A 26,595-nucleotide genomic window follows, 5' to 3' on the forward strand; every position below is an offset into this window, starting at 1 on the left:
GCTATCCCTTGAAGCCGGGATCACGCAACTCGCCGATGGGGGAGATGGTGACGCGACGAGCTTTTGAGGTTTTGAGTGATCCTGCTCTTTTGGAGATATAGGCAAAGGAGTCGCTCTTGTCGCGATTTCTGGCATCGACGTTGGCTTCGTTGATGGGGGCGAACCAGATTTGGCCGCTACCAGCGACTGTGGCTAACCGCACCGTCTGCTCGCGGCCATCGTGCTCCATACGAACCACATCGTCTATTCCAAGGCGCATCATCAGCGGCTGCCCGTTCTGCCCCAAGGTCGGATGGCGCAGCTTCCTGAGCCCTGAAGTTCGAACGATTTCATAGGCGCGAAACGTTGAGATCACTTCGCCCACCCATTTCCCGGCCTTGTCTCGGGTGATCTCGATGCAGTAATTGCTGCCGCCCACATAGCCTTTGTAGGGTAGCGGTTTGCCATCCTGATCCAACCCATGGCGGGTGGACTGGCGCGGCTCGACAATCCTGATCAGATTGCTGATTTCGCGCCCCGTGCTTCCATCGGACTTGACTTTCTGCCGGACGCTGCCATCGCGCCGGATACCGTAGGAGGTTTCCTCCATCATCGCGCCTTCATAGCCATGGTCCGGCTTGTGGCTCACCCAAATATTACCGATCGCCCGTGCGACGTGTTCGCGGTAGCTCTCCCATGGCAGCGGCATGTTTTCGATCAGCCGATCAAGCTGCTGCTCGCGCGCACTGGCACTGGCTTTGGCAAAGCGTTGCAGCAAACCCTGATCGGTGACAGCGATCACGCAGGCATCGACAGCGTGGTGGCGGTGGTCGTTGCGGTTTTTTTTGCCATCTGGTCCAAGGATGTGGTTCAGGCCAAACTGATGGCGAAGTTCAGCCGTCATGCGACCAGGAATTACGCGCGTGTCTTGTGGGCAGATCAGGCTCAGATATTCGCGCGCCACACGGCTGAGGTGACGGGTGTCGTTGAGCGCGCGCGCCAGAAAATCCTGATCCTCGCGTAGCCATTTCTGGTGACCGTCTTCACCGAAACGATAGCGCTTGTTTCTGGGCATGCGCTCTGCGCGAGCCAGGATATCTTCGTAGTGCCAGCCTTGTTGCTCGAAGTCTGCGCGTGCGTCAAACGGCGTGCGGTTGCCCTTGACTCGATTAGCGCGGCGCATGGCCACGGTCTTGTTGTTCAGACTGTCGTCCAGCGTCATTGAAAATGGCAAGATGTGCTCGATTTCCACCTCGTCGGACAGCACCATGGCGGCGCTGATCTGCACACCCGAGTAGGGGCAGCGACGGTCTGCAACATCCCGGCTCAGTTCTTCCCAAAGGATGAGCTTCTGGATATCCGCATGGCGCACCCGTTCGTGCGCGATGTGGAGGATGGCCGCCGCATCGGCGCGCAGGCGATCGTTGCGCCTCTGGTTGTCGGCCTGTCTCTGGTGTTCTGCCTTGCGTTGTTCATGGCTTTGCTTGAGCTCGCGCGACACTTCGACGATGACCTCGCTTGGGTGCCCGTATCGCCGGATCAATGCGTTGACCACGGTGCGCACCTGATTGAGGCCGATGTGTACCGTGGGGTTGGCGATCTTGCCGAAACGCTTTTCTGGTGGGTCGTTCATGTCGCCGCTGCCAAAACCGACGTGGCGCTGCAGGTACTCGCCGTAGTAGGGCAGTTGCGGCAGGATTTCCCCCGTCGTCGCTGCATGGCTGATATGGCTGTGATGCTCGAAGCCAGCCATCTGCACGGCCTTGTCGTAGGTGATCACGTCGGTTTCGAGCGCAGGCAGGATGCGCGCGAGCGCCTGAGCGCTGAGGTTTCCGTAACCCTCCGGCAGGCTGGCATTGGCAATGGTATACGCGTGCGCTTCGTCCAAGCCGAATTCGGTTTGCAGCCAATTGATGAGCGCCGCTTCGCTTTCTTCGGTGAGCAGACGCACGGCGATGACGTCCTGTCGTTCGGCGCTGAAGTCAAACCAGGCCGGTCCGAAGAAATCCTTTTTGCCAAGCAGGGCACTGGTGGCGTTGCCCTTGAGTTCCTGACGCTTGACGTCTTCCAGATTGAACTGCGTGTCGCCTGGGAGCTTGAGCAGGGTGATGATTTGCTTGAAGCTGCGCTTGCTGTTGCGTTCCAAGGCATCGACCACGATGTCGCGTTGTGTCACTGACAGCGGGACGTCGACCAAGTTCGCGCCGAGGATCCGCAGGTGGTTCACTTCCTGATAGATGCGGAAGCGCTGCTGGCTGGGCAGGGCAAGCGGTGCTCGCTCCTGATCGGGTAGCAGCGTACAGCGTCCAGGCTTGACGGGTTTGAGCGGACGTTGGTGCAATAGGCAGTCCTTGAGCGCACTGCGCGCCGCCTCGTTGAATTGCGCGGCATTGAAGTGCGCTTGGCGAGCCCAGAGCGCGTCGAACTCGGCTTCGATCATCGCGCGGTCGATGTACAGGTCGTAGCTCTTGTCGATGCGGGTCTTGCCATCATCTTTCTCGATGCGGCGCTCGCGGTACCGGGCGCGCACACCGCTCCCGTCTCTCATGCGCCGCCAGAGCAATTCACCGACCGTGCGTGCCTTGCCATTGGCACCGTTCACGTCAAGTTGCTGGCGCAGCGCGCTGATGGCGGTTTTGAGTGCGCCACTGTCGTTGTCCTTCTTGTCTGTCTTGCGGTTGCTCTTGAATCCGCGGCGCTGGTTGATGTGAAACAGCGCGCGTGCGAATTCCGCCGGTGTTAGTTGTGTGTCCAGTCCCTTGGCGCGCAGTTCGTAAGGGTTGAGCCGTTCTAAAGACTTGCGCTCAAAGGGGTCTCCGGGGAAGAAGCCGTGATGAAGCAGGCTAGCCATCATCCGGTTCTTGCGCTTGAGCAGACGATCTCTGCGTCTTCGCATGGCGCGCGCCATGCGTCGAGTGACGGCCAGCGATGTGCCGTCCTTGGGATTGCGGCCATCGCTGAAAATGCGTACGCCCGCCTTGATGATGGCGACGGGGCGTTCTCCGCGTAGCCGAACCATCGCCCAACCCAGAGAGCTGCTGCCCAAATCCAAGGCAAGCCGGTAACGCATCTTGCTCATAGCTACCTTCCCGTTAATGGTTGACGTGCGTGTTGTAACACGATGTGCTAGGATCACCTCCGTTAGTCGATTGGGAAATGCGCTCTGGACGCTAACAAGCTGAAAGATGCACCAAATGGAAAGGCCGCTACATGCGGCCTTTCGCTTTTTATCCATGGCACTCCAATGAAAAACGCCCCGGTGGTTTGCCGGGGCGTTTTGCTTTCAGTGGCTTCGCCTACAGCGAATCGATGAAGCTGCGCAGCTTGTCGCTGCGGCTCGGGTGCTTCAACTTGCGCAGGGCCTTGGCCTCGATCTGGCGGATGCGCTCGCGCGTCACGTCGAACTGCTTGCCCACTTCTTCCAGCGTGTGGTCGGTGCTCATCTCGATGCCGAAGCGCATGCGCAGCACCTTGGCTTCGCGCGGGGTGAGGCCATCGAGGATGTCCTTGACCACGTCGCGCAGGCCGGCCTGCATGGCGGCGTCCACCGGCGCGGTGTTGTTCTGGTCCTCGATGAAATCGCCCAGATGGCTGTCGTCGTCGTCGCCGATCGGCGTTTCCATGGAGATCGGCTCCTTGGCGATCTTCATGATCTTGCGGATCTTGTCCTCGGGGATCTCCATCTTCTCGGCCAGCAGGCTGGCGTCGGGCTCGAAGCCGAACTCCTGCAGGTGCTGGCGCGAGATGCGGTTCATCTTGTTGATGGTCTCGATCATGTGCACCGGGATGCGGATGGTGCGCGCCTGGTCGGCGATCGAGCGCGTGATCGCCTGGCGGATCCACCACGTGGCGTAGGTCGAGAATTTGTAGCCGCGGCGGTATTCGAATTTATCGACCGCCTTCATCAGGCCGATGTTGCCCTCCTGGATCAGGTCGAGGAACTGCAAGCCGCGGTTGGTGTATTTCTTGGCGATCGAAATCACCAGGCGCAGGTTGGCCTCGATCATCTCCTTCTTGGCGTGGCGGCTGGAGCGCTCGCCCTCGTTCATGCGTTTGTGGATGGCCTTGAGCTCGGTGAGCGGCACGACGACGCGCGTCTGCAGGTCGATCAGGCCCTGCTGCAGCTCTTGCACCGGCGGGATGTTGCGTTCGAGCACGGTGCTCCAGGGCTTGCCGGCGCCGGCCTGCTTTTCCACCCAGCGCAGGTTCAGCAGATTCGGCGGGAACTCCTTGATGAAGGTCTCCTGCGGCATGCCGCACTTGTCCACGATGATGCGGCGCAGGTCGCGCTCTTTCTTGCGCACGTCGTCCACTTGCACGCGCACCATGTCGCAGAGCTTTTCGATGGTCTTGGCGGTGAAGCGGATGGTCATCAGCTTGGTCGAGATCTCGCGCTGCACCTTCATGTAGGCCGGCGTGCCATAGCCTTCCTTGTCGTAGATCTTGTGCATCTTCTCGAACAGCGCGCGCAGCTCGTCAAAGCGCTCCAGCGCGTCGTTCTTGAGCTTTTCCAGCAGGCGCGTCATGGCCTTGGAGCCGCCCTTGCCGTCGTCGTCGTCCTCGTCGTCGTACTCGTCGTAGTCTTCCTCGGCGACGTAGTCATCGGCTTCCTCGGGGTCGGCAAAGCCGTCCACGATGGTGTTGATGATGACCTTGCCCTCGCGGATCTCCTCGCCCATGTTGAGGATTTCGGCGATGGTGGCGGGGCTGGCGCTGATGGCTTCCATCATGTCCATGAGGCCGCCTTCGATGCGCTTGGCGATTTCGATCTCGCCCTCGCGCGTGAGCAGCTCCACGGTGCCCATCTCGCGCATGTACATGCGCACCGGGTCGGTGGTGCGGCCGAACTCGCTGTCCACGGTGGACAGGGCCGCTTCGGCCTCTTCCTCGGCCTCTTCCACGGTGGTGGCGGTGGGCGTCACGTTGTTCTGGAACAGCGTCTCGGCGTCGGGCGTCTGCTCGTAGATGGCCACGCCCATGTCGCTGAGCAGCGAGGCTACGGCCTCCATGGTCTCGGCGTCGACCAGCTTGTCGGGCAGGTGGTCGGAGATTTCGCCCTGGGTGAGGTAGCCGCGCGTCTTGCCCAGCGTGATCAGCTTCTTGAGCTGGGCGCGGCGCTTGGCCATGTCTTCTTCGGACAAGATGGTTTCATCGAGGCCGAATTCCTTCATCAAGGCCCGCTCCTTGGCCTTGCTGATCTTCATGCGCAGGGGCTTGACCTTCTCGACCGGTGCGGCCTCGGCCGCTGCCGGGGTTTCCGGCTCGGGTTCGCCCTCCAGGTCGGCCTCGATGTCGGACAGGTCGGTGTCGTCGTCGAGCTCGGCCTTGGACTTGCCTTTGGCCTTGCCCTTGGCAGCGGCCTTGGGGCGCGCCGGCCCCTTGGTCTTGGCGGCGCTCTTGGCCGGCTTGGCGGCTTCGCTCTTGGCCGCGCTCTTGCCCGCCGCACTCTTGGGCGCGGCGTCCTTGGCTGCAGTCTTCTTGGCCGCAGCGCTCTTGGCGGCAGGCGTCTTGGCCGCGGTCTTGGCTGCGGCGGTCTTGGTGGTGCGCGCGCCGCTCAGCGGCTTCTTCTCGGCGGCTTCATCGCTCGCCTTGGCGGCCTTCTTGGCGCTGGGCTCCGTGGCGGCGGCCTTGGCCTTTTTCTTGCTGGTGCTGTCGGCGACAGGCGTGGCGGACTTTCGAGCTGGCATGAAATTCCTCGAGGTCAAAACGGGACAGGTCAAACATCAAAACACGCGAAACGGACGCAGCGCGCTGGCTGTCAGCGTGCGTGGCTGGCTGCAGCGGCCTGGGGGCGCGCCGCCAGCGGGCAAGATGTCTGGGCGAACATTTGGTGTGCAGCCCTTGCGGTAAACAAGTGGGCATGGCGCGGTGGTGCGCCGTCTTTGGTGTGCTGCCCGGGCCGGAGGTACTGCTGTCGCTCTTGCCGACTAACCGTACATTATAACGAAAGCGCCAATTTCAAGAGCTCTCAAGCCGGCTTGTTTTCCCGTGGCGCGGCGCCGCCAGAGCTGCCGTTTTTCAGTGCCCGGCGGCGCTCTTCGAGCTGGCGGTAGCGCGCCAGCGCCGTGGGGTCGCTGGCGCTGGCGGCGATCAGCGCGCTTTGCTCGCGCTCGATGTTTTCGATGTGCATGCGCGCGAGCAAGTCCTGCAGTTCGGCGCGCAGCTCGGCCTCGTCGCCCTCGGTCTGCGCGTGCGAGCCGGTCATGATGCGCTGCGCCAGCGGCTCGCACTCGTGGCCTTGCAGGGCGGGGCCCAGTTGCGCCCAGGGCAGCACGCCGCGTTCATGCCACTGGTCTTCGAGCCAGAGGAACAGCGTGCCGTGCGGCGCGGGCAGGGCGGCCAGGGCCTGGCGGTCTTCGGCGTCCAGCGTATGCAAAAAAGCCATGTGCGACAGCAGCAGGCGCAGCGCGTGGTCGCTGCGCCGGCGCCCGGGCGTGCGCGCAAGCGGCGCCTGGGTGCGCACGCGCGCCCCGGGTGTGCGCGGGCCGCGCCAGTCGTTGCCCTTGCGCCAGGAGCGATATCCGGTCGAATCGGCCTCAAACCCTTGACCGGTATGCGCAACGCGCTCCTTCGTCCATAGCGATTGGAGCTGCTCTGGCGCGATCTGGCCACGCTCGGCAAACTGCGCCAGCAGTTGGGGCTTGAGTGCACCCTCGGGCAGCGCGGCCCACAGCGGCTGGGCTTTGCTGAGCATGTGGGCGCGGCCCTCGGCGCTGCCCAGGTCGCAGGCTTCGCTCGCGACCTGCAGCATGAAGCGCGACAGCGGCAGCGCGTCGCCCACGAGGCGGGCAAAGGCGTCGTGGCCAAAGCTGCGCACGTAGCTGTCCGGGTCGTGCTCGGGCGGCAGGAAGAGGAACTTGACCGTGCGCGTGTCGCTGGCGTAGGGCAGGGCCGCGTCCAGCGCCTTGCGCGCCGCGCGCCGGCCGGCCTCGTCGCCATCGAAGCTGAACACCACTTGATCGCTGAAGCGAAACAGCTTGTGCACGTGCTCGGGCGTGCAGGCCGTGCCCAGCGTGGCCACGACGTTGCCAAAACCGAGCTGGGCCAGGGCGACCACGTCCATGTAACCTTCGGTCACGAGCACGTGGCCGGCTTCGCGGATCGCCTGGCGCGCCTCGAACAGGCCGTAGAGCTCGCGCCCCTTGTGAAACACCGGCGTTTCGGGCGAGTTGAGGTATTTGGGCTTTTCGTCCCCGAGCACGCGCCCGCCAAAGCCTATGCATTCGCCCTTGAGGTTGCGGATCGGGAACATCACGCGCTCGCGAAAGCGGTCGTAGCGCCGTCCGTCTTCCTCGCTCTCGATGACCAGGCCGCTTTGCACCAGCAGCGGGCTGTCGTACTCGGCAAACACGCTGGCCAGGCCATGCCAGCCGCCGCCGGCCCAGCCCAGGGCGTAGCGCTTGGCAAGCGCACCGCTCACCCCGCGCCCCTTGAGGTAGGCGATCGCCTGCGGCGCCGTGCGCAGCTGGGCGCAATAGGCCCGGGCGGCGCGCGCCAGCACCTCGCTGAGCGTGGCCTGCTGCTGGCGCTGGGCCTGGGCGCGCTCGCGCTCCTGGGGCGAGCGCTCTTCCTCGGGCAGTTGCATGCCGGCGTGCTGGGCCAGGTCTTGCACCGCCTCGCGAAAGCCCATGCCCTGGCTCTCCATCAGAAAGCCGATGGCGTTGCCGCTGCGCCCGCAGCCGAAGCAATGAAAGAACTGCTTGGACGGGCTGACGCTGAAAGAGGCCGACTTTTCCGTGTGGAAAGGGCACAGGCCCATGTAGTTGGCGCCGCTCTTTCTGAGCTGCACGTAGCGGCCGATCAGCTCGACCACGTCGGTGCGCTCTATCAGTTCCTGGATGAAAGACTGGGGGATGGCCACGGCGTGGATTCTGCGGCATGCGCCGCGCGCGGGGACCGAGCGCCGGGGGCGGGCTCTGCTTTAATAGCCGCATCCTGCGACGGAGGCCCCATGAGCATTTTCGACCAGAACCTGGAGCGCAACAGCGCCAATTTCGCGCCGCTGACCCCGCTGTCCTTCATCGAGCGCACGGCCGAGATCTACCCCGAGCGCCTGGCCATCGTGCACGGCGAGCTGCGCCAGAGCTGGGCCGAGACTTATGCGCGCTGCCGCCGGCTCGCCAGCAGCCTGCGCCGAGCCGGCATTGGCAAGAACGACACCGTGGCGGTGATGCTGCCCAATGTGCCGCCCATGGTGGAGGCGCACTTTGCCATCCCGATGGCCGGTGCGGTGCTCAATGCGCTGAACACGCGGCTCGACCCCGAAACCGTGGCCTTCATGCTGGACCACGGCGAGGCCAAGGCGCTCATCGTCGATCCGGAGTTCACCCCGGTCATGGCCAAGGCGCTGGCGCTGCGCAAAAGCACGGCCCCCATCCTGGTGATCGAGACCGAGGACGCGCTCTACGGCCCGCCTGCCCAGCCGCTCGGCGGCACGCCTTACGAGGCCTTCATCGCCGCGGGGGACGCCGACTTTGCCTGGGAATGGCCGCAGGACGAGTGGGACGCGATCGCGCTCAACTACACCAGCGGCACCACGGGCAATCCCAAGGGCGTGGTCTACCATCACCGCGGCGCCTACACCAATGCCGTGAGCAACGTGCTGGAGTGGGACATGCCCAAGCACAGCGTCTATCTGTGGACGCTGCCGATGTTTCACTGCAACGGTTGGTGTTTCCCGTGGACCGTGGCGGCGCGCGCGGGCGTCAACGTCTGTCTGCGCCGGGTCGAAGCGCAGGCGATTTTCGACGCCATTCGCCAGCACGGCGTCACGCACTACTGCGGTGCGCCCATCGTGCAGTCGCTGCTGGTCAACGCTCCGGCGGCGATGAAAGAGGGCGTGCCCCCCGGCGTCAAGGCCATGGTCGCGGGCGCGGCGCCGCCAGCGGCGCTGATCGAGGGCATGGAGCAGCTCGGCTTCGACCTGACCCATGTCTATGGCCTGACCGAGGTTTATGGCCCGGCGACCGTCTGCGCCAAGCAGGACGACTGGGCGCAGCTGGACGTTGGCGAGCGCGCGCGCCTAAACGCGCGCCAGGGTGTACGCTACCACTTGCAGCGCGCTGCCGCGGTGCTGGACCCCGAAACCATGCAGCCCGTGCCGCGCGACGGAGAGACCATGGGCGAGATCATGTTCCAGGGCAACATCACGATGAAGGGCTACCTCAAGAACGCGACAGCGACCGCGGAGGCCTTTGCCGGCGGCTGGTTTCATTCGGGCGACTTGGCGGTGCAATACCCCGACGGCTACATCAAGATCAAGGACCGCAGCAAGGACATCATCATCTCGGGCGGCGAGAACATCTCCTCGATCGAGGTCGAAGACGTGCTCTACCGCCATCCGGCGGTGATGGCGGCGGCCGTGGTTGCGCGCCCCGACCCCAAGTGGGGCGAGACACCTTGCGCCTTCGTCGAACTCAAGGCAGGAGCGAGCGCCACCGCCGAAGAGATCGTCGCGCACTGCCGCCAGCACCTGGCGGGCTTCAAGCTGCCGCGCGCCGTGGTGTTTGGCGAGCTGCCCAAGACCAGCACCGGCAAGATCCAGAAGTTCGAGCTGCGCCAGCGCGCCGGCTCGATGTCGGCGATCGACGTCTAGCGCGGCCTCACGCGCCGCGGGCGCTCAGCGACCGGCGCCAGCCAGGCGCAGCCGCTCGGCCAGCGTGGCTGCGGAAAGTTCGCCCACGCGTGACGCCACGAGCCTGCCCTGGGCGTCGTAGAACAACGTGGTCGGCAGGGCGCGCAGGCCCAGGCTGTGGCTCAGGGCGGAATCGGCATCGAGCAGCACGCTGGCCGGCGGCAGGCCTTGCTGCTGGGCGTAGCGGCCGGCCTTGAATTTGTCCTCGCCCTGGTTGATCCAGAGAAAGCGCACCTGGGGCCGCTCGCGGCTGGCCTGCAGCAGCACCGGCATCTCGCGCCGGCAGGGCGGGCACCAGGTAGCCCAGAAGTTCAGCACCACCGGCTGGCCCTTGAGGGCGGACAGCGCCAGCGTGCTGCCGTCGAGCGCCTCGCCCTGCCAGTCGGGCAGGTCGGCGTGCGCCGTCGCCGTGGGCTCCACGCCCGCCGGCGGCCCACGGTGCAGCCAGAACCAGCCGCCGCCCCAGAGCAGCAGCGCCGCGAGCGCGCCCACGCTGACCGTCGCGCGCCAGCGGCTGGCGCTGGCCCACAGGAAGAGCAGGTAGCTGATCGCCATGCTCAGACCCCACCAGGGCGACCAGCCGCCATCGCGCACGTCCAGCACGCCCCAGGGCGCGGCCGCGTATTCGTTGGCAAACGCCAGCACGTAGCCAATGCGCGCGGCCAGCAAGACGGCCAGCAGCATCAGCCAACTGTGGTGCATGCCCGCGCCCAGGCCGCGCCGGCGCGCCAGGCCTTCGTGCAGCAGCGAGCCCAGCAGCCAGGCGAGCATCAGCAGCAGCATGCTCCAGGGCAGGGCCAGCGGCCCGAGGGCCAGGGTGCGTTCCATGGCGCGCGAGTATGCACGAGCGGCAAAGCACGCAATAATGGCCCGGTTCCCAAGACCACGGCAGGAGGGCAGCATGGTTCAGATTCGTTTGGCGCTGACGCTCGCCGCGCTGGCACTGGCCGTGCCGGCGGCCCAGGCGGCCTGCTACGTGGTCTACGGGCCCGACCAGCAGGTGGTTTACCGCGCCCAGCAGCCCCCAGTGGACATGTCGCGCCCGCTGCATGAAACCCTGCCGCAGGTGGCGCCCGGGGGCAGCATGGTGTTTTCGCTGGACAACTTCGGCTGCGAACTCACGGTGAACCAGCTGCCGCTCAAGCTCACTGCCAAGGCGCCGGCGCGCGGCGCCAGAAAAGCCCGGCGCAAGGCTGGCGCCACTGCGGGCGGCGCTTCCTGAGCGGCGCGCGGCCCGCACGGGGCCCGGTGCGAGGCCGCTCGTGAACCAGGCCGCCCGCGCACGCGGCAATTTTTCTTCTGCGCCAGTGCGGCGGCGCCATCGGCTTTGCGACAATCGGCGCGCATGAGCGCAGCCAAGCCGAACCTCCCGCAAACCCCCGCCGAATGGCTCGAAGTCAGCTCCATGGACATGGAGGCCCAGGGCGTTGCGCACCGCAGCGACGGCAAGGTGGTGTTCATCGACGGAGCGCTGCCCGGCGAGCTGGTGAGCGCGCGCACGCGGCGCAGCAAGAACCAGTGGGAGCAGGCCGACCTGAGCGAGATCCATCGCGAGTCCAGCCTGCGCACCCGGCCGCTGTGCCCGCATTTCGGGCTGCATGCCGGCGCCTGCGGCGGCTGCAAGATGCAGCATCTGGACGCGGCGGCGCAGGTCGCGATGAAGCAGCGTGTGCTGGAAGACAACCTCTGGCATCTGGGCAAGGTTCGGCCCGAGACCGTGCTGCCCGCCATCCACGGCCCGGCCTGGGCTTACCGCTACCGTGCGCGCCTGGCGGTGCGCCACGTGCTCAAGAAAGGCACGGTGCTGGTCGGCTTTCATGAGCGCAAGAGCCGCTACATCGCCGACATGCGCACCTGCAAGATCCTGCCGCCGCACGTCGATGCGCTCTTGCTGCCGCTGCGTGCGCTGGTCGCTTCGCTGGCCGCGCGCGACACCTGCCCGCAGATCGAGCTTGCCTGTGGTGATGCGCTCACGGTGCTGGTGCTGCGCCATCTGGAGCCGCTGTCGCGCGCCGACCAGGACAAGCTGCGAGCCTTTGGCCAGGCGCATGGTGTGCAATGGTGGCTCCAGCCCAAGGGGCCGGACACGGCCCACCCGATGGACGAAGGCGGCGCGCCGCTGAATTACCAACTGCCCGAATTCGGCATCACCATCGCTTTTCGACCGACGGATTTCACCCAGGTGAACCCGCAGATCAACCGCGTGCTGGTAGGCCGTGCGCTGGCGCTGCTCAAGCCCGAAAGAACGGAGCGGGTGATCGACTGGTTCTGCGGCCTGGGCAATTTCACGCTGCCCATCGCCACGCGCGCGGGCAGTGTGCTGGGCGTGGAGGGCAGCAGCGCGCTGATTGCGCGCGCGCGGGAGAATTTTGTATCAAATCAGGCTCAAAGGCTTGCTGGACAAGCGCTGGCAGCTACGGAATTTGAAGTCAAAAACCTGTTCGAGATCACGCCCCAAGAGCTCGTGGCCTACGGCAGCGCCCGGCGCTGGCTGGTCGATCCGCCGCGCGAAGGCGCGTTTGCCCTGGTCAAGGCCCTGGCCGACATGCACCAGGCCGGGCTGCAGGCGGGCGGCGCGCCGCCGCTGCCCGAGGGCGCGCAGCACTGGCAGCCGCCCGAGCGCATCGTCTACGTGAGCTGCAACCCCGCCACGTTGGCGCGGGACGCCGGCCTGCTGGTGCACCAGGCGGGCTACCGCTGCAGCGCTGCGGGAGTGGTCAACATGTTCCCGCACACCGCGCACGTGGAGAGCATGGCGGTGTTCGAGCGCGCCGCCTGAGCGCGCTGGCGGGCAGCCGGCCAGGGGGGCGCCAATCAGCCGCGGCTGCGCGCGCCGGAGCGGGCAGGGGCTTCGTCCTCGTCCGCCTCGTCGCTGCGGGCGGCGGGCTTGCGCGTCTGGGTCAGCACCGAGGGCACGGCTTCGACCTTGTTTTCGCGCATGTACTGGTCCATTTCCTTCCAGCCCGCGAAGATTTGCGCCTTGGCCGCCTTGGGGTTGAGCGTGTAGCAGTCTTCCAGCCCGCGCATGGCAAAGCGGCAGGCGCCGCCTATGGCCTGGGCCTCGGCGCTGCGCGCCAGTTCGCGCGGATCTGGCCCCAGGCCCGGGATGTCGCAGCCCGCCAGCGACAGCAGGCCGGCGCCCACCAGCGCCCAGCGGGCGAGGGCGGCGATGCGGCGGGAGCGGCGGCGTTGGGGCATGTCTGCATTATCGGCAGCCGCGCGCGATTGTTGAGCCCCAAGAAAAAGCCCCGCCGGGGCGGGGCTCTGGGCTGGCGCGCGGCCAGGCCGTATCAGTCGTTGCTGCCGCCGAAGATGCCCAGCAGCGCCAGCAGGCTCTGGAACACGTTGAACATGTCCAGGTACAGCGCCAGCGTGGCGCTGATGTAGTTGGTCTCGCCGCCGTCGAGCACGCGCTTGATGTCGTAGAGCATGAAGGCGCTGAAGATGCCGATCGCGGCCACCGAGATCGCCATCACGCCGGCCGTGGAGCCGACGAAGACGTTGATCGCCGCGCCGACCACCAGCACCAGTGCGCCGACGAAGAGCCACTTGCCCAGGCCCGTGAGGTCGCGCTTGATCACGCTGGCCAGGCTCGCCATCACGAAAAACACGCCCGCCGTGCCGGCGAAGGCCGTCATGATCAGGCTGGCGCCGTTGCTCATGCCCAGCACCAGGCCGATCAGGCCCGAGAGCATCAGCCCCATGAAGAAGGTGAAGGCGAGCAACACCGCCACGCCCTTGCCCGAGTTCTTGGTCTTCTCGATGGCGAACATGAAGGCGAAGGCGCCGCCAAGGAAGACGATCAACCCCAGGCCACCACGCAGGCTCTGCATGATGCCGGTAGCCACGCCCACCCAGGCGCCAAGCACCGTGGGCACCAGGCTCAGGGCCAGCAGCCAGTAGGTATTGCGCAGGACGCGATGGCGCTCCTGTGCCGACAGGCCATAGCCAGCGGCGGAGCCCATGCGGGTGATTTCAGTGTTCATGGTGTCGACCTCCTTGAATCGGCAACGTTGAGACGCCCCAGGGCGTATGCTTGTGATTCTACGTGGCGACGAAAGTGCCCGATGCAAGAGGCCGTGTTGCGCGGCCGATTGGCCCATCGGGGCGCAAGACTGTTTTGCCCGCGCGCGCCTGCCCGCCGCGCGCGCACCCGGCTATGCTGTGGCTCCGGTTTCATTTCACCTGCAAAAAGAGAGCACACCATGAAGACACAAGCCACGCTGGAGTTGTCCGACATCAAGCAGATCGCCGCCGCCGCCGAAGCCGAGGCGCTGCGCAACGGCTGGGCCGTGGCCATTGCGATTGCAGACGCCGGCGGACACCCGCTGTGGTTGCAACGCCTCGACGGCTGCGCGCCGATGGCCGCCTACGTGGCACCGGCCAAGGCGCGCTCGGCCGCGCTGGGGCGGCGCGAAACGAAGAATTTCGAGGAAATGATCAACAACGGCCGCACTTCCTTCCTCTCGGTGCCCGAACTCCAGGCCCTGATGGAGGGCGGCGTGCCCATCGTGAAGGACGGCCAATGCATAGGCGCCGTGGGAGTGAGCGGCGTCAAGTCGGTGCAGGACGCGCAGATTGCCCAGGCCGGTATCGCCGCCCTGGGTCTGTGAGAGGGCGGCGCCCGCTGTCTATTCGCTAGGGTCGGTGACGAAGCCGATCTTGCGCACGCCGGCGCGCTGCGCCGCCGACATCGCCTTGGCCACGCGCTCGTAGCGCACATCCTTGTCGCCGCGGATGTGCAGGTCGGGCTGCGGGTCCTTGGCCGCCTCTTGGCGCAGCCGAGCTTCGAGCTCGTCGTCGGCGATGTCGCTCTCGTTCCAGTGGTACTTGCCGTCGGCGGTGATCGTCAGGCGGATGGTCTCGGGCTGCACCACCTCCTTCTGACTGACGGCGCGCGGCAAGTCCACCGGCACCGCGTGCTTCATCACCGGAATGGTCACGATGAAGATGATCAGCAGCACCAGCGTGACGTCCACCAGCGGCGTCACGTTGATCTCGTTCATCACCTCGTCGCTGTCGTCCTGGGTTCCGAAGGCCATGGCCTCACCCCTTTTTCATCGGCAGCACGTTGCTGGTTTCGCCCGGCAGGCTCACGCGCGCGCCGGTGACGAAATAGGCGTGCAGGTCGTGGGCAAAACTGGAGAGCTGGTTGAGGATGGACTTGTTGCCGCGCACCAGCGCGTTGTAGCCCAGCACCGCAGGGATGGCCACGGCCAGGCCCAGCGCCGTCATGATCAGCGCTTCGCCTATGGGCCCGGCCACCTTGTCTATGGTGGAGGCGCCGGTCGCGCTGATGGCCATCAGGGCGTGGTAGATGCCCCAGACCGTGCCGAACAGCCCGATGAAGGGCGAGGTCGAGCCAATGGAGGCGAGGATTGCCAGCCCCGACTGGATGCTCGCGGTGAACTCGTCGATGCAGTTGCGCAGGCAGCGCGTGAGCCAGTCGCTCACGTCCAGCGTGTCGTGCAGATGCGCCTGGGTGTTGCGGTGGTGGGCGGTCGCCTCGCGCGCCTCCAGCGCCAGGTAGAGAAAGGGGTTGCCCGGATTGCTGCCCAGCTTGGTCAGGCCGGCGGCGAAGTCCTCGCTGTGCCAGAAGTCGCGGGCGTTGCGCGCGTCGCGCTTGAAACGCACGATGTTCATCGCCTTAACCAGGATCACGATCCAGGTGAGCAGCGACATGACGAGCAGGATCGCGGCGGTTGCGCGGGTGACGAAGTCGCCCTGTTCCCAGAGGTGCCAGAGGCCGAGTTGTGTTTCCATGGTGGTGTTTCTAGTGGGTCAGGACAAAGTTGATCGGTTGCAGATGCCACATGGCTTCGGCCACGCCGTCGCGCGTGCCGGGCACGAAGCGCCAGCGCAGCACGGTCTTGACCGCCGCCTGGTCCAGGCGCTCGTAGCCGCTTGACTCCTTGACCTCCACCTTTTGCGGCAGGCCGTCGGCGCCGATGAGCACGCGCAGCACCACCAGCCCCTGCTCGTTCAGGCGGCGGCTGATCGCCGGATACTGCGGCGGCGGGTTGTTCAGGTAGCTGGCGTTGCTCGACGGCGCAACCACCGCGGGCGGCGCCGGCGGGGCAGGGGGCGCGGGTGGCGGCGGGGCCACGGGCGCGAGCAGGGGCGGCGCCGGAGGCTGGGGTTCGATCACGCCCACGGGCGCGTCCGCCGCCGGCTCAGGGTCGGCGATCGCCAGCGGCATGGGCGCGGGCCTGGGCGGCGCGGCCTTGGGTTTGGGCGGGCTGGGCGCATGGCGCACCGGGGGCGGCGGCGGGGCGGGTGCGGGTTTGGGCGGTTCAGGCGGTGGTGGCGGCGGCGGAGGCTGCGGCGCCGGGGCAGGTGGCGTGATGAATTCGCTGAGCACTTCAACCGGCACGACGATTTGCACCGCCTGACGCAGCAAGCCGGTCTGCAACGCCCAGATGGCCAGCGCGTGCGCCGCCAGCACCGAGCCGACGACGGCCACCGTGCGGCTGCTGGCGCGCGGACGTGCGTAATGCTCGAAGTGGCTCATTGATGAAAAAGATAGCTTCTACCGCTTGCCCAGCAAGGGTTAGAAGCAGATTTGATGCAGAATTTTGCGACGGCCCGTCAGCGCGTCGCCTGCGGCTTCAGGGCGGCGTCTTGCAGCGTATTGTGCAGCGCCGCAATCGGCTGGGCGCTGTCGCACTGGGCGGCCAGCTCGCGCGCCGTCTGCTCGCAGCAGCCGCATTGCGTGGCGACGCCGAGCTCCAACTGGATCTCGTCAAAGCTCAGACCGGCCCGCGCATGGCGGGCAATCTCACGGTCGGAAATACGATGGCAGACACAAACGATCATGGCGGCAACGGCAAAAGCCCTGTGGGACGCAAGTATAAATGAGAATTCGTCGCATTCAATAAAATTCCCGAGACACAAAAAAACCGGCTCGCGCCGGTCTTTGTCAGAGGCTTGCCGCCGCTCAGCTCACGTGCTTGCCGATCAGGCCGGCGAGCTCGAACATCGAAACCTGCGGTTTGCCGAACAAGACCTTGAGCTTGGCGTCGGCGTTGATCATGCGCTTGTTCTTCGCGTCCTGCAGCTTGTGGGCCTTGATGTAGACCCACAACTGCTTGACGATTTCGGTGCGCGGCAGCGGCTTGTTGCCGATCACGGCAGCCAGCGCGGCGTCGGGGGTGAGCGGCTTCATGAAAGCGGCGTTGGGAGTGCGCTTCTTGGCGGCGGGAGCCTTCTTGCTTGCGGTTGCCATGTGTCGGTAGTCCTTGTCTTGTCCATGAGAAAGCCAGTGCTTGGCAGCGACTGAACCGGGCACGGATACTAGCGGGAAATGCCCGCTTGCCAAGTCGGCAGGCCACTTTTTGTGCTCCCGCGGCCCCCGGGTGCGGCGCAGGGGCAACAGCCGGGGCAAAATGCGCCGGTTTGCACTTGACCGAACTGCTGCCATGACTGCCGCCACCACCACGCCCGCAAGCCCCGCCACCTGCGATCTCTGCGACGCCCGCCGGGACGACGCCAGTGGCGCGTTTCGCGTGCTGGCGCCGGTGTTTCGGCACTTCGGCGCGCGCGGCGCCTTCCACGGCCGGGTGGCCACGATCAAGTGTTTCGAGGACAACTCCCTGGTGCGCGAGGCGGTGCAGCGCCCGGGCGAGGGCCGGGTGCTGGTGGTGGACGGCGGCGCCTCGCTGCGCCGGGCGCTGGTGGGCGGCAACCTGGCGGCCGCTGCCGCGCGCAACGGCTGGGCCGGCATCGTGGTGGACGGCTGCGTGCGCGACGTGGCCGAACTCGACGCACTGGCGCTTGGCATCCGGGCGCTCGCGCTCGTGCCCATGGCCACGGACAAGCGCGGCGCGGGCGAGGCCGACGTGCCGGTGCAGATCCAGGGCACCTGGGTGCGCCCGGGCGATTGGCTTTATGCCGACGCCGACGGCATGGTCGTCAGCGAGCGGGCGATGCACGCCTGAGCCGCGGCAGGCGCGCCGTGGCCAGCACCACGCTGGCCAGCGCCAACGCAAACGCAAGCCACTGCAGCGGCCCCATGGCTTCGCCCAGCGCAAGCACGCCGACCAGGGCCGCGCTCAAGGGCAGGAAGGTGGTGAAGACGCCGGCCTGCGAGGCGGGCACCGTGGACAGGCCCGTCATCCACAGCCACACGCTCCACACGCAGGCGGCCAGCGCGTAGAACAGCAACAGCAGCCAGTTCGGCCACGACACCGCCGAAAAATCGAACTGCCAGGCCAGCCACAGGCCTGCGGGCGTGGCCAGCACGAAGCCCCAGAGGTTCATCAGCGCCGAGATGCGCCGCGGCCCGAGCGAAGCGGTCAGGCGCTTGCCTATCACCGAATAGGCCGCCTCGCAACATGAGGCGCCCAGCAGCAGCATGCCGCCAAGCCAGCGCGCCCCCGTGCCCGGCGTGCCGCTGAGCTCTGCAGGCGGCGCAGCCGTCGGCTTGCCGAGCGCAAACAGCGCGATGCCGGCCGCCGCCAGCGCAATCGCCAGCCAGGTGCGCGCGGCGATGCGCTCGCCGAGGAAGAAACGGCTCAGCAGCGCGACCCAGGCGGGGATGGAGGCCATGATGACGCCGGCGGTGCTCGCACTCGTCAGGCTCACGCCATAAATCATCAACACGGTGAACAGGAAATTGCCCAGCAGCGCGTTCAGGAACAGCAGGCCCTTGGCGTGCATGCCCAGCGCCGGCTCGTCCGCTGGCTTGCGCAGCCAGCCGAGCATGGCAAGCGCCCCCAGGCCAAAGCGCAGCCAGGCCAGCAGCATCACCGGAAACACCAGCGCCAGCGGCTTGGACAGCGCCACGTAGGTGCCGACGAGCGACATGCTCAGCGCCAGGCAGGCCAGGGCAGCGGGGCGCGAGAGCGGTCTCATGCGTCGGTGTAGGCGCAAGCCGGTTGCGTCGCTGGCGCAAAGCGTTCGGACATCAGCGCGCGCGCCAGCGCCGCATCCAGCGGCAGCGGCTCGCCATGCAGCCGAGCGGCGAGCAGTTCTGCGCACAGGCTGGCCAGCGTCGCGCCGCGCGCGCCCAGGCCGGTGCACAGCCACAGCCCGGGCTGGCGCGCCGCATCCAGCGGGCCAACAAGCGGCAGATGGTCGGGCAGGCCGCAGCGCACGCCGGACCAAAAACTCAGGGTGGCGCCGCCATCCAAAAAGCGCGGCGCGAGCGCCGGCGCCAGCCCCGGCAACAGCAGCGACAGCTTGGCGAAATTGGCTTCGTGCCCCGCCGCGATTTCGGCCGGCGTGAGCGGCAGGCGCTCCTGGCCGCGCTCGAAGGTCGAGCCGCAGACCCAATAGGGCGCCGCGTTGCCCACCGGCCCGGGAATCAGCATGCCGTGGCCATTGACCGGCTGGCTCGGCCAGGGCGTGTCGCCATCGGCGCGCGTGCGCGGCCCCAGGCTGCACATGCCGCGCACCGGCTGCAGCGGCAGGGCAGCGGCTGCCGGGCTCAGCGCGCCGCTGGCCGCGCCGGCGCACACCACCAGCAGATCCGCCTCGTCCAGCAGCCGGCCGCGGGCGTCCAGCAGGCGCCAGCGCGTGCCCGGCCCGCCGGCGGCTTCGATGCGCGCGACGTCGGAGTGCGTGCGCAGCGCCACGCCTGGCTGCGCCAGCAGCCGCTCGATCAGCGCCTGCGGGCGCAGCCAGCCTGCGCCGGAATGCCAGAGCGCGCTGGCCGGCGCCGCCAGCGTGGTCTGCGCGCATTGCGCGGCGTCGGCCGGAACGCTCCAGTGGCGCCACTCGGGGCTGTCGCCCGGCAGGCCGGCGCTCTCGCCCACCCGGTGTTCGAGCACGCCGTCCAGCGCCCAGTCTCTGCCTTGCAGGTCGCCCGCATGCTGCTGCAGCGCCAGCCGCAGCGCACGCAGTCCGGCGCGCGACAGGCGCGAGATCAGGCTGTCGTCGGGTGAGGCATGGGGCGCGGCGATGGCGGCGGGCACGCCCGACGCACCGCTGGCCGCGCCGGCGCCGCGCTCGTGCACCGTCACGCGCCAGCCTCTGCGCGCCAGGCTGTTGGCCACGGCGGCGCCGGCCAGGCCGGCGCCGACCACGGCGCAGCGGCGCCCGGGCGGCAGCGTGGCGGCGGGCAGCGCGGCGCGAACCGGGTGTGGTTGCCAGGGCGGCTCGTAGCTGCCCCTGAGGTTCTCGCGCTTGGGCGCGACGCCGGCGGTGGTGTGCAGCGCAAAGCCGCAGCGCGCCAGCGTCTCGCGCACGCTGCGCGCGGTGCACCAGGTAGCAATGCGCGCGCCGCGCCGGCAGCTGCGCGCCACTGCCTTGAGCGTGTGCTCGCTCCACATCTGCGGGTTCAGGCGCGGTGCAAAGCCGTCCAGGTACACGCAGTCGGCCTGCAGCCGCTGCGCGCGCAGCATGCGCTGCACGTCGCCCACAAGAATGGTGAGCAACACCCGCCCGTGCTCGAAGACCAGGCGGTGCACGCCCGGCGTCATGCCCTGGTATTGCGCCGCCAGCTCGGCCGCGAGCGCCTGCAGCGCGGGCTCGGGCGGGGCGGCGCGCAGCAACGCCTCGGGGCCCACGGGCCAGGCCTCGCAGGAGCTGAAATGCAGCAGCCGCGGGCGCGCCGGGTCCTTGCGCCAGGCGTCCCAGGTGACGAGGAAGTTCAGCCCCAGCCCGAAGCCGGTTTCAAGCACGTGCCACTGCGCGCGGCCGGCCCAGGCCTGCGGCAGTTCGCAGCCCGCCAGGAACGTGCCGCGCGCCTGCGGCAGGCCGTGGCCGGCGCGGCTGTGGTAGCGGTCGCCAAAGCGCGCGCTGGCGGGCGTGCCGTCGTCAAGCCAGAGCAGGGGTTCGGCCATGGCCGGCTTCAGCGGCGCATTTGCAGCGCGCCGGGGTTGACGACATTGGTGGGCGTGCCCTTGATGTAGTTGACCACGTTGTCGAAGGCCGCCCCGAAGTACAGCTCGTAATTGTCCTGCTCGACATAGCCGATGTGCGGCGTGCAGATGCAGTTTTCCAGGCGCAGCAGCGCATGGCCCTGCAGGATGGGTTCGCTCTCGAACACGTCGATCGCCGCCATGCCGGGGCGCCCGCGGTTGAGCGCGGCGATCAATGCGTCGGGCTGCAGCAGCTCGGCGCGCGCGGTGTTCACCAGTACGGCGGTGGGCTTCATCAGCGACAGGTCTTCCAGCGTGATCTGGTGCATGGTCTCGGGCGTGAGCCGCAGGTGCAGGGAGACCACGTCGCACTGCTCGAAGAACTCGGCGCGCGTGCCCGCCGCCTGGTAGCCATCGGCCAGGGCGCGGGTGCGCGAGGCCTCGCTGCCCCAGACGCGCACATTCATGCCAAAGGCGCGCCCGTAGCCCGCCACGATCTGGCCGATCCGGCCATAGCCCCAGATCCCCAGGGTGCGCCCGCGCAGCACCTGGCCGAGCGCGAAGTTGGGCGGCATCGACGCCGAGCGCAACCCGGCCTGCTGCCACGCGCCGTGCTTGAGGTTGGCGATGTAGTGCGGCAGGCGGCGCATGGCCGCCATCAGCAGCGCCCAGGTCAGCTCTGCCGGCGCAACCGGAGAGCTGCTGCCCTCGGCTACCGCAATGCCGCGCTCGGTGCAGGCGGCCAGGTCGATGTGCGGGCCGACGCGGCCGGTCTGGGCGATGAACTTGAGCCGAGGCAGTTTTTCGATCAGCTGGCGGCTGATGTGGGTGCGCTCGCGTATCAGCACGATGACCTCGGCATCGCGCAGGCGCACGGACAACTGGCCCAGGCCCTTGACGGTATTGGTGTACACCTTGGCCGAATGGTGGGCCAGGCGTTCGGCGCAGCGCAGCTTGCGCACGGTGTCCTGGTAATCATCCAGGATGACGATATTCATGTCGGGCAAAGAATCAACGACGGCAAAACAGCCCGCGCTCGCGCCAGCGGCGAGCGGCGGGGAAAATTCAAAAAGCCGCTCGATTGTCGTTGATGCGCATCGGCCCGCCCCGCCTTGCCGTAAGCTCTGGCGTCATGGCGGTCACCGATTTTTCACCCCCTTACGCCCCGGCCACGGCGCTTGCGCGCCGTTTGCGTGAACGCGGCTATGCGGTGCTTGCGCCTTGCGACGTCGCCCGCTGGCTGCATCTGCCCCTGGCCGATCTGGCGGCGCTGCAGCCCGACTGGGACGATCTGCCGCCCGACGACTACCTCAAGGACGCGGGGCGCTACCGGCGCCGGCGCCATTCCTGCTTCGTGGTGCAGGGAGGCCTGAGCATGCAGGTGCCGCACCGCGCCCACTGGCAGCCGGTCGAATACAACGCGCTGCATGGCGGCATGCTGCGCTGGTTTGCACCCATGCTCGACGCAAGCGTGGCGCTGACGCAGTGGCACAGGCTGCTGCAGGCGCTGGCCGCGCTGGCGCAAAAAGCCTTGTTGCCGCCCCACGCGCCGCCCGCGCGCTGGTGCGTGGAAGCGCACCAGTTTCGCATCGACACCGCCGGCGGCCTTGGTCGCCCCACGCCCGAGGGCGCGCACCGCGACGGCGTGGATCTGGTGGCCGTCTTTCTGGTGGCGCGCGAGCGCATCAAGGGCGGGGAGACGCGCATCTTCGAGGCACAGGGCCCCGCAGGCCAGCGCTTCACGCTGAGCGAGCCCTGGTCGGTGCTGCTGCTCGACGATGCGCGCATGATTCACGAAACCACGCCGATTCAGCCCACGGGCGATTTCGGCTGGCGCGACACCCTGGTGCTGACCTGCCGGCGCGGGCATTTCCTGGGTGAGGATGGTCAATAATCATCGAGCGCAACGACTACGGCCGCTGGCCGCGAAAGGAGCATCCCATGTTCAAGCACATTCTGGTTCCGGTCGATGGTTCCGACACCTCGATGAACGCGGTCGCCCGCGCCGCGGCTCTGGCCCAGGCCTTCGCCAGCGAAGTGACCCTGCTGTACGTGATCGATCCCTATCCGTTTACCGGGGTCGGCGCAGACTTTGCCTACGGCCAGGCGCAATACCTGACCGCCGCCAACGCCGAAGCCAATGCCGCGCTGGACGCGGCGCGCGCGCTGGTGGAAAAGTCCGGGGTGGCGCAGGTCAATACCGTGGTCGGTGAAGGCCACACGGTGCACGACGGGGTGCTCAACACCTGCAAGAGTACCGGCGCCGACCTGGTGGTGATGGGCTCGCACGGCCGCCGCGGGCTGGAAAAACTGGTGCTGGGCAGCGTCACCCAGCGCGTGCTGGGCGTCGTGCGGGTGCCGGTGCTGGTGGTGCACGACTGAAGCGCGCTAGCGCTTCAGCGAGCGTCAAACGGCGGACCGGAAAGGCGGCTGCCGCTCTTGAGCCCCTTGCGGGCAAACCAACCCTGGTTCATCTCCAGCACGTAGCGCACCGGCTTGTCCGAGCAGTGCGCGTCCTCGGTCTGCGGCTGCATGTCCGCGAGGTTCACGATGCGCCCATCGTCGGCGATGAAAGCGGCCGTGAGCGGCAGCAGCGTGTCCTTCATCCAGAAGCACTGCACGCCCGGCTCTTCGAAGACGAAGAGCATGCCCTCGTGTTCGGGCATCTGGCGCCGGTGCATCAGCCCGATCTGGCGCTGCTGCGCGCTTGCAGCGACCTGGGCGTCGATGCGGTGAATGCCGGCCTGCAGCGCCACGCGCGCAAGCGAAGTCTGCGGCGGCTGGCCCGACTGCGCCGACGCGAAGCCGGCCACGGCGAGGCCGGCGAGCAGACAGAGAAAACGTGAAGCGGTGGCGAACATGGGGCGACCCGTAAAAAAGCCCGCAAAGATCATACTTTGCGGGCTTTGCCTGTCTGCCCTGTACGGGGGCGGACGCTGAGCCGTCTCAGGCGGCCGACTTGGCAGCCCTCTTGGCAGGGCGCTTGGCATGCTTTTTGGCAGCCTTCTTGTGGGCCTTGGCCGCCTTGGACGTCTTGGCCTTGGGCGCTGCGGTGTCGGCGGGCGCTGCCGCAACAGGGGCGGCCGGTGCAGCGGCGGCGGCAGGTGCCATGGGCTCGGCGGGCGCCGGCTGGCCCTGGGCGGCTGCGCCGAAGGCGATGAGGCTGGAAGCGAGGAGAGCGAAAAGCTGTTTCATGGTGCTGATGTCCTGGTTGCAAAGTGCAGCGCGAGACGCCGCGTTGCGCATGCTTGAACGGCCGCGCTCATCCGGGGGTTGACGGTGCGCCGGGTTTTCTTCACTAGAATTTGACGCGTTTCGAGCCCGCGCGGCCCTGGTGTGCTGCGCGGGCTTGGTCACGGGTTTCGCGCTCACAAGGGGGAGAAGCACGCGCATGAGCAGTTTGCAGCACGTCCAGGTGCCCGCGCAGGGCAGCAAGATCACCGTCAACGCGGACTTGTCGCTCGCGGTGCCCGATCAGCCCATCATCCCCTTCATCGAGGGCGACGGCACCGGAGTGGACATCACGCCGGTGATGATCAAGGTGGTGGATGCGGCCGTGGCCAAGGCCTACGACGGCCGGCGCAAGATCCACTGGATGGAGGTCTACGCGGGCGAGAAGGCCACGCGCGTCTATGGTCCCGACGTCTGGCTGCCCGAAGAGACGCTGGCGGCGCTCAAGGACTACGTGGTCTCCATCAAGGGGCCGCTGACCACGCCGGTAGGGGGCGGCATACGCTCGCTCAACGTGGCGCTGCGCCAGGAGCTTGACCTCTATGTCTGCCTGCGGCCGGTGCAGTATTTCCGCGGTGTGCCCAGCCCGGTCAAGGCGCCCGAAAAAGTCAACATGGTGATCTTTCGGGAGAATTCCGAAGACATCTACGCCGGCATCGAGTGGCCTGCGCGCAGCGAGCAGGCGCAAAAGCTCATCCGCTTTCTGCAGGACGAGATGGGCGTGGCCAAGATCCGCTTTCCCGACACCTCGGGCATAGGGGTCAAGCCGGTGTCCATCGAGGGCAGCGAGCGCCTGGTGCGCAAGGCCATCCAGTACGCGATAGACAACGACAAGCCCAATGTGACCCTGGTGCACAAGGGCAACATCATGAAGTACACCGAGGGCGGGTTTCGCGACTGGGGCTATGCGCTGGCCCAGCGCGAATTCGGTGCCGAGCCGATCGATGGCGGCCCCTGGTGCAAGTTTCGCAACCCAAAAAGCGGCAAGGACATCGTCGTCAAGGACGCGATTGCCGACGCCTTCCTGCAGCAGATCCTGCTGCGCCCGGCCGAATACAGCGTGATCGCCACGCTCAACCTCAACGGCGACTACATCAGCGACGCGCTGGCGGCGCAAGTCGGCGGCATAGGCATCGCCCCGGGGGCGAACATGAGCGACTCGGTCGCCTGCTTCGAGGCCACGCACGGCACGGCGCCCAAGTATGCGGGCAAGGACTACGTCAACCCGGGCTCGGAGATCCTGAGCGCCGAGATGATGCTGCGCCACATGGGCTGGCTCGAAGCCGCAGACCTGATCCTGAGCGCGATGGAAAAGGCCGTCCTGAGCAAGCGCGTGACCTACGACTTTGCCCGCCTGATGGAGGGCGCGACGCAGGTCAGCTGCTCGGGCTTTGGCCAGGTGATGATCGACGCGATGTGAGCCCTGCGCGCGGCGCTTGCGCGCGCGCCGGGCGAGCTCAGCCTTCGACGATGGTGATGGGCGGCAGATCGGCCGGGTCGTGCACGTCGCCGAGCTGCTGGCCGCTGTGCAGCGGCGCCGCGCGCTGGCGCAGCATCTCGACCAGGAAGTTGGGCTGGGCCAGCAGCGCCTGGTGGGTCTGCCCGTTGTACAACTGCAGCCGGCCGATGCCGCGCACGCGCAGGCGCGCGTCCACCTGCGCCGGCGTGAGCGCCGCCGGGTCGCTGGTGTCCGATGCCATGGCCATGCACCACAGCGTGCCGTACAAGGGCACGTACTGCAGGTAGGGCCGCACGATGGGGAACACCGCCTTGAGCGAGGCGTGGATGCGCTGCAGGCTCTCCTGCAGGTGGATGGGTGAGCCCAGGTGCAGCGAAAGCACGCCGCCGGGCTGCAGGATGCGCTGGCAGGTCTGGTAGAACTGCACCGTGTACAACTCCACCGCCGGGCCGAAGGGGTCGGTCAGGTCGAGCACGATCTGATCGAACCGCTGCTCGGTGGCCTGCATGAAGATGCGCGCGTCACCGAGCTGCAGGCGCACGCGCGGGTCGTCGAGTGCGCCGCGATGGATGGACGCCAGCCACTGGCGCGCCATGCGCACGACTTCGTCGTCGAGCTCGCACAGCGTTACCTGCTCGATGCCGGGGAGCTTGAGCAGTTCTTCGACCGCGCCGCCGTCGCCGCCGCCCACGACCAGCGCGTGGCGCACGCCGGGGTGCGCGATCGCCGGCAGGTGCACCATGGGTTCATGGTAGAAAAACTCGTCGCGCTCGCTGGTCATGAAGCAGCCGTCGATGCGCATCACCCGCCCGAACTGCGGGTGCTCAAAGATCTCGATGTGCTGCCAGTCGGAGCGGCTTTGCGCCAGCAGTTCGCAGTGGGTGAGGTAGAAGCCGAAGTGTGCGTTCAGCCGCTCCGCCACGGCCTGGCGCGCGCCCGCCACGGCGCCCGTCATGCCCGATCGACGCGATGCAGCCGAGGCTCGCTCGGGTTGAACGCGGCTTGCAGGCTGTCAAACAGCTTTTGTGCCTTGGGGCGGTTGTTTTCGGTGTAGTTGCAGACGTAGACGTCCAGCGTCACGTAACCCGATTCGGGCCAGGTGTGGATGGACAGGTGCGATTCGGCCAGCACCACCACGCCGGTGACGCCGCCGTCCTCGCCAAAGCCGTGAAACAGCGAGCCGACCGACGTCAGCCCGGCATCGGCCACCTGCTGCTTGCAGAATTCTTCCAGGTAAGCCGCGTCGTACATCAGCCTGGGATCACACTCGCAACCATAAAGGTCGCCTATCAGGTGCAGACCGGTGGCCAGCCGGTGGGCCGGGCGTGAAGGGGGGCGTGCGACGACAGCTTGATCCATCGTGGGATGACCTTTCCTGGGTGGCAAGGACAGCTGGCGGGCATTGCGCGCCTGGTCTGCCAAACCCGGCAGCAAGCGGTGATGCCCAAGCCTTGCAGTGCAAAACGGAACCGGCAATTATAGTTGCATGC

Annotated in this window: 26 protein-coding genes; 8 read left to right on the top strand and 18 right to left on the bottom strand. The window is 67.2% G+C overall.

Annotated elements, in window-relative coordinates; translation table 11 throughout:
* Position 1 precedes the first annotated feature (1 nt).
* The 3 genes from cas9 to dnaG form a co-directional block, all read right to left on the bottom strand.
* Positions 2-3,058 carry a type II CRISPR RNA-guided endonuclease Cas9 gene (gene cas9, locus KUD94_RS02340; RefSeq protein WP_218238307.1) on the bottom strand — a complete coding sequence of 1,019 codons (3,057 nt, stop codon included), beginning with the start codon at positions 3,056-3,058 and terminating at the stop codon, positions 2-4.
* A 217-nt stretch (positions 3,059-3,275) separates the two neighbouring features.
* On the bottom strand, positions 3,276-5,666 hold the full coding sequence (rpoD, locus tag KUD94_RS02345; RefSeq protein ID WP_218238308.1) for an RNA polymerase sigma factor RpoD: 2,391 nt from the start codon (positions 5,664-5,666) through the stop codon (positions 3,276-3,278).
* A gap of 281 nt (positions 5,667-5,947) precedes the next feature.
* Positions 5,948-7,840, bottom strand: a complete 1,893-nt coding sequence (gene dnaG / locus KUD94_RS02350) for a DNA primase (protein ID WP_218238309.1) — start codon at positions 7,838-7,840, stop codon at positions 5,948-5,950.
* Positions 7,841-7,930: 90 nt separating this feature from the next.
* On the opposite strand from dnaG, the gene KUD94_RS02355 reads away from it, so the two are divergent.
* Positions 7,931-9,574 carry an acyl-CoA synthetase gene (locus KUD94_RS02355; RefSeq protein WP_218238310.1) on the top strand — a complete coding sequence of 548 codons (1,644 nt, stop codon included), beginning with the start codon at positions 7,931-7,933 and terminating at the stop codon, positions 9,572-9,574.
* A gap of 24 nt (positions 9,575-9,598) precedes the next feature.
* Here KUD94_RS02355 and KUD94_RS02360 read toward each other — a convergent pair whose 3' ends face one another.
* Positions 9,599-10,441, bottom strand: a complete 843-nt coding sequence (locus tag KUD94_RS02360; RefSeq protein ID WP_218238311.1) for a TlpA disulfide reductase family protein — start codon at positions 10,439-10,441, stop codon at positions 9,599-9,601.
* 73 nt (positions 10,442-10,514) lie between these two features.
* Here KUD94_RS02360 and KUD94_RS02365 point away from each other — a divergent pair, with 73 nt between their 5' ends.
* Together KUD94_RS02365 and rlmD are read left to right on the top strand one after the other, a co-directional pair.
* Positions 10,515-10,835, top strand: a complete 321-nt coding sequence (locus KUD94_RS02365) for a hypothetical protein (RefSeq protein ID WP_218238312.1) — start codon at positions 10,515-10,517, stop codon at positions 10,833-10,835.
* Positions 10,836-10,958: 123 nt separating this feature from the next.
* Complete coding sequence (gene rlmD, locus KUD94_RS02370; protein ID WP_218238313.1) at positions 10,959-12,392, top strand: 23S rRNA (uracil(1939)-C(5))-methyltransferase RlmD; 1,434 nt, start codon at positions 10,959-10,961, stop codon at positions 12,390-12,392.
* A gap of 35 nt (positions 12,393-12,427) precedes the next feature.
* Here the strand turns inward: rlmD and KUD94_RS02375 are convergent, their stop codons facing one another.
* Both KUD94_RS02375 and KUD94_RS02380 read right to left on the bottom strand, forming a co-directional pair.
* A complete protein-coding gene (locus tag KUD94_RS02375) occupies positions 12,428-12,811 on the bottom strand; it encodes a hypothetical protein (protein WP_218238314.1) in 384 nt (127 codons plus the stop codon).
* A gap of 92 nt (positions 12,812-12,903) precedes the next feature.
* Positions 12,904-13,599 carry a Bax inhibitor-1 family protein gene (locus KUD94_RS02380; protein WP_218238315.1) on the bottom strand — a complete coding sequence of 232 codons (696 nt, stop codon included), beginning with the start codon at positions 13,597-13,599 and terminating at the stop codon, positions 12,904-12,906.
* Positions 13,600-13,818: 219 nt separating this feature from the next.
* Here KUD94_RS02380 and KUD94_RS02385 point away from each other — a divergent pair, with 219 nt between their 5' ends.
* Positions 13,819-14,226 carry a heme-binding protein gene (locus KUD94_RS02385; protein ID WP_218238316.1) on the top strand — a complete coding sequence of 136 codons (408 nt, stop codon included), beginning with the start codon at positions 13,819-13,821 and terminating at the stop codon, positions 14,224-14,226.
* Positions 14,227-14,244: 18 nt separating this feature from the next.
* On the opposite strand, the gene KUD94_RS02390 is transcribed toward KUD94_RS02385, so the two are convergent.
* The 5 genes from KUD94_RS02390 to KUD94_RS02410 form a co-directional block, all read right to left on the bottom strand.
* Positions 14,245-14,655, bottom strand: coding sequence for a biopolymer transporter ExbD (locus KUD94_RS02390; RefSeq protein ID WP_218238317.1), 411 nt, complete (start codon positions 14,653-14,655; stop codon positions 14,245-14,247).
* Between the two features lie 4 nt (positions 14,656-14,659).
* On the bottom strand, positions 14,660-15,376 hold the full coding sequence (locus KUD94_RS02395; protein WP_218238318.1) for a MotA/TolQ/ExbB proton channel family protein: 717 nt from the start codon (positions 15,374-15,376) through the stop codon (positions 14,660-14,662).
* A gap of 10 nt (positions 15,377-15,386) precedes the next feature.
* On the bottom strand, positions 15,387-16,124 hold the full coding sequence (locus KUD94_RS02400) for an energy transducer TonB (protein ID WP_218238319.1): 738 nt from the start codon (positions 16,122-16,124) through the stop codon (positions 15,387-15,389).
* A 77-nt stretch (positions 16,125-16,201) separates the two neighbouring features.
* Positions 16,202-16,429 carry a bacterioferritin-associated ferredoxin gene (locus KUD94_RS02405; RefSeq protein ID WP_218238320.1) on the bottom strand — a complete coding sequence of 76 codons (228 nt, stop codon included), beginning with the start codon at positions 16,427-16,429 and terminating at the stop codon, positions 16,202-16,204.
* A gap of 121 nt (positions 16,430-16,550) precedes the next feature.
* Positions 16,551-16,838 (bottom strand): SWIB/MDM2 domain-containing protein, encoded by a 288-nt coding sequence (locus tag KUD94_RS02410; RefSeq protein WP_218238321.1) that lies wholly within the window; start codon positions 16,836-16,838, stop codon positions 16,551-16,553.
* 193 nt (positions 16,839-17,031) lie between these two features.
* Between KUD94_RS02410 and rraA the strand changes: the two genes are divergently transcribed.
* Entirely contained in the window at positions 17,032-17,550 is a 519-nt protein-coding gene (gene rraA, locus KUD94_RS02415) for a ribonuclease E activity regulator RraA (protein ID WP_218238322.1), read from the top strand.
* On the opposite strand, the gene KUD94_RS02420 is transcribed toward rraA, so the two are convergent.
* The 3 genes from KUD94_RS02420 to KUD94_RS02430 are packed head-to-tail and all read right to left on the bottom strand — an operon-like array spanning position 17,525 to position 21,413.
* The gene (locus tag KUD94_RS02420; RefSeq protein ID WP_218238323.1) at positions 17,525-18,466 is read right to left on the bottom strand and encodes a DMT family transporter; all 942 of its coding nucleotides are present in this window, start codon (positions 18,464-18,466) and stop codon (positions 17,525-17,527) included. The genes rraA and KUD94_RS02420 overlap by 26 nt on opposite strands.
* Entirely contained in the window at positions 18,463-20,397 is a 1,935-nt protein-coding gene (mnmC, locus tag KUD94_RS02425; protein WP_218238324.1) for an FAD-dependent 5-carboxymethylaminomethyl-2-thiouridine(34) oxidoreductase MnmC, read from the bottom strand. Before mnmC ends, KUD94_RS02420 begins: the two co-directional genes overlap by 4 nt.
* 8 nt (positions 20,398-20,405) lie before the next feature.
* The gene (locus KUD94_RS02430) at positions 20,406-21,413 is read right to left on the bottom strand and encodes a D-2-hydroxyacid dehydrogenase family protein (RefSeq protein WP_218238325.1); all 1,008 of its coding nucleotides are present in this window, start codon (positions 21,411-21,413) and stop codon (positions 20,406-20,408) included.
* 134 nt (positions 21,414-21,547) lie between these two features.
* Between KUD94_RS02430 and KUD94_RS02435 the strand changes: the two genes are divergently transcribed.
* Positions 21,548-22,309: a 2OG-Fe dioxygenase family protein gene (locus KUD94_RS02435; RefSeq protein WP_218238326.1), complete on the top strand. Its 762-nt coding sequence runs from the start codon at positions 21,548-21,550 to the stop codon at positions 22,307-22,309.
* A 47-nt stretch (positions 22,310-22,356) separates the two neighbouring features.
* The gene (locus KUD94_RS02440; RefSeq protein ID WP_218238327.1) at positions 22,357-22,797 is read left to right on the top strand and encodes a universal stress protein; all 441 of its coding nucleotides are present in this window, start codon (positions 22,357-22,359) and stop codon (positions 22,795-22,797) included.
* 14 nt (positions 22,798-22,811) lie between these two features.
* On the opposite strand, the gene KUD94_RS02445 is transcribed toward KUD94_RS02440, so the two are convergent.
* Both KUD94_RS02445 and KUD94_RS02450 read right to left on the bottom strand, forming a co-directional pair.
* Positions 22,812-23,276 carry a DUF192 domain-containing protein gene (locus KUD94_RS02445; RefSeq protein ID WP_218238328.1) on the bottom strand — a complete coding sequence of 155 codons (465 nt, stop codon included), beginning with the start codon at positions 23,274-23,276 and terminating at the stop codon, positions 22,812-22,814.
* 85 nt (positions 23,277-23,361) lie between these two features.
* Positions 23,362-23,610, bottom strand: coding sequence for a hypothetical protein (locus KUD94_RS02450; protein ID WP_218238329.1), 249 nt, complete (start codon positions 23,608-23,610; stop codon positions 23,362-23,364).
* A 196-nt stretch (positions 23,611-23,806) separates the two neighbouring features.
* On the opposite strand from KUD94_RS02450, the gene icd reads away from it, so the two are divergent.
* Positions 23,807-25,066: an NADP-dependent isocitrate dehydrogenase gene (gene icd / locus KUD94_RS02455; RefSeq protein ID WP_218238330.1), complete on the top strand. Its 1,260-nt coding sequence runs from the start codon at positions 23,807-23,809 to the stop codon at positions 25,064-25,066.
* A 37-nt stretch (positions 25,067-25,103) separates the two neighbouring features.
* Here the strand turns inward: icd and speE are convergent, their stop codons facing one another.
* A complete protein-coding gene (gene speE / locus KUD94_RS02460; protein WP_218238331.1) occupies positions 25,104-26,060 on the bottom strand; it encodes a polyamine aminopropyltransferase in 957 nt (318 codons plus the stop codon).
* A complete protein-coding gene (speD, locus tag KUD94_RS02465) occupies positions 26,057-26,464 on the bottom strand; it encodes an adenosylmethionine decarboxylase (protein ID WP_218238332.1) in 408 nt (135 codons plus the stop codon). The genes speE and speD overlap by 4 nt, the downstream gene beginning before the upstream one ends.
* Between the last annotated feature and the right edge of the window lie 131 nt (positions 26,465-26,595).

The organism is Comamonas sp. NLF-1-9, from assembly GCF_019195435.1.
Lineage (GTDB): Bacteria > Pseudomonadota > Gammaproteobacteria > Burkholderiales > Burkholderiaceae_C > Comamonas_C.

Excerpts from the sequence above, each read along its gene's own strand:
- KUD94_RS02410 (WP_218238321.1), bottom strand. The coding sequence starts at position 16,838 with ATGGCAACCGCAAGCAAGAAGGCTCCCGCCGCCAAGAAGCGCACTCCC.
- rraA (WP_218238322.1), top strand. The coding sequence starts at position 17,032 with ATGACTGCCGCCACCACCACGCCCGCAAGCCCCGCCACCTGCGATCTC.
- KUD94_RS02450 (WP_218238329.1), bottom strand. The coding sequence starts at position 23,610 with ATGAAACAGCTTTTCGCTCTCCTCGCTTCCAGCCTCATCGCCTTCGGC.
- KUD94_RS02440 (WP_218238327.1), top strand. The coding sequence starts at position 22,357 with ATGTTCAAGCACATTCTGGTTCCGGTCGATGGTTCCGACACCTCGATG.
- KUD94_RS02445 (WP_218238328.1), bottom strand. The coding sequence starts at position 23,276 with ATGTTCGCCACCGCTTCACGTTTTCTCTGTCTGCTCGCCGGCCTCGCC.
- icd (WP_218238330.1), top strand. The coding sequence starts at position 23,807 with ATGAGCAGTTTGCAGCACGTCCAGGTGCCCGCGCAGGGCAGCAAGATC.
- KUD94_RS02435 (WP_218238326.1), top strand. The coding sequence starts at position 21,548 with ATGGCGGTCACCGATTTTTCACCCCCTTACGCCCCGGCCACGGCGCTT.
- KUD94_RS02395 (WP_218238318.1), bottom strand. The coding sequence starts at position 15,376 with ATGGAAACACAACTCGGCCTCTGGCACCTCTGGGAACAGGGCGACTTC.
- rpoD (WP_218238308.1), bottom strand. The coding sequence starts at position 5,666 with ATGCCAGCTCGAAAGTCCGCCACGCCTGTCGCCGACAGCACCAGCAAG.
- KUD94_RS02430 (WP_218238325.1), bottom strand. The coding sequence starts at position 21,413 with ATGAATATCGTCATCCTGGATGATTACCAGGACACCGTGCGCAAGCTG.
- rlmD (WP_218238313.1), top strand. The coding sequence starts at position 10,959 with ATGAGCGCAGCCAAGCCGAACCTCCCGCAAACCCCCGCCGAATGGCTC.
- KUD94_RS02400 (WP_218238319.1), bottom strand. The coding sequence starts at position 16,124 with ATGAGCCACTTCGAGCATTACGCACGTCCGCGCGCCAGCAGCCGCACG.
- cas9 (WP_218238307.1), bottom strand. The coding sequence starts at position 3,058 with ATGAGCAAGATGCGTTACCGGCTTGCCTTGGATTTGGGCAGCAGCTCT.
- mnmC (WP_218238324.1), bottom strand. The coding sequence starts at position 20,397 with ATGGCCGAACCCCTGCTCTGGCTTGACGACGGCACGCCCGCCAGCGCG.
- KUD94_RS02420 (WP_218238323.1), bottom strand. The coding sequence starts at position 18,466 with ATGAGACCGCTCTCGCGCCCCGCTGCCCTGGCCTGCCTGGCGCTGAGC.
- KUD94_RS02380 (WP_218238315.1), bottom strand. The coding sequence starts at position 13,599 with ATGAACACTGAAATCACCCGCATGGGCTCCGCCGCTGGCTATGGCCTG.
- KUD94_RS02405 (WP_218238320.1), bottom strand. The coding sequence starts at position 16,429 with ATGATCGTTTGTGTCTGCCATCGTATTTCCGACCGTGAGATTGCCCGC.
- KUD94_RS02360 (WP_218238311.1), bottom strand. The coding sequence starts at position 10,441 with ATGGAACGCACCCTGGCCCTCGGGCCGCTGGCCCTGCCCTGGAGCATG.
- KUD94_RS02375 (WP_218238314.1), bottom strand. The coding sequence starts at position 12,811 with ATGCCCCAACGCCGCCGCTCCCGCCGCATCGCCGCCCTCGCCCGCTGG.
- speE (WP_218238331.1), bottom strand. The coding sequence starts at position 26,060 with ATGACGGGCGCCGTGGCGGGCGCGCGCCAGGCCGTGGCGGAGCGGCTG.
- KUD94_RS02385 (WP_218238316.1), top strand. The coding sequence starts at position 13,819 with ATGAAGACACAAGCCACGCTGGAGTTGTCCGACATCAAGCAGATCGCC.
- KUD94_RS02390 (WP_218238317.1), bottom strand. The coding sequence starts at position 14,655 with ATGGCCTTCGGAACCCAGGACGACAGCGACGAGGTGATGAACGAGATC.
- speD (WP_218238332.1), bottom strand. The coding sequence starts at position 26,464 with ATGGATCAAGCTGTCGTCGCACGCCCCCCTTCACGCCCGGCCCACCGG.
- KUD94_RS02365 (WP_218238312.1), top strand. The coding sequence starts at position 10,515 with ATGGTTCAGATTCGTTTGGCGCTGACGCTCGCCGCGCTGGCACTGGCC.
- KUD94_RS02355 (WP_218238310.1), top strand. The coding sequence starts at position 7,931 with ATGAGCATTTTCGACCAGAACCTGGAGCGCAACAGCGCCAATTTCGCG.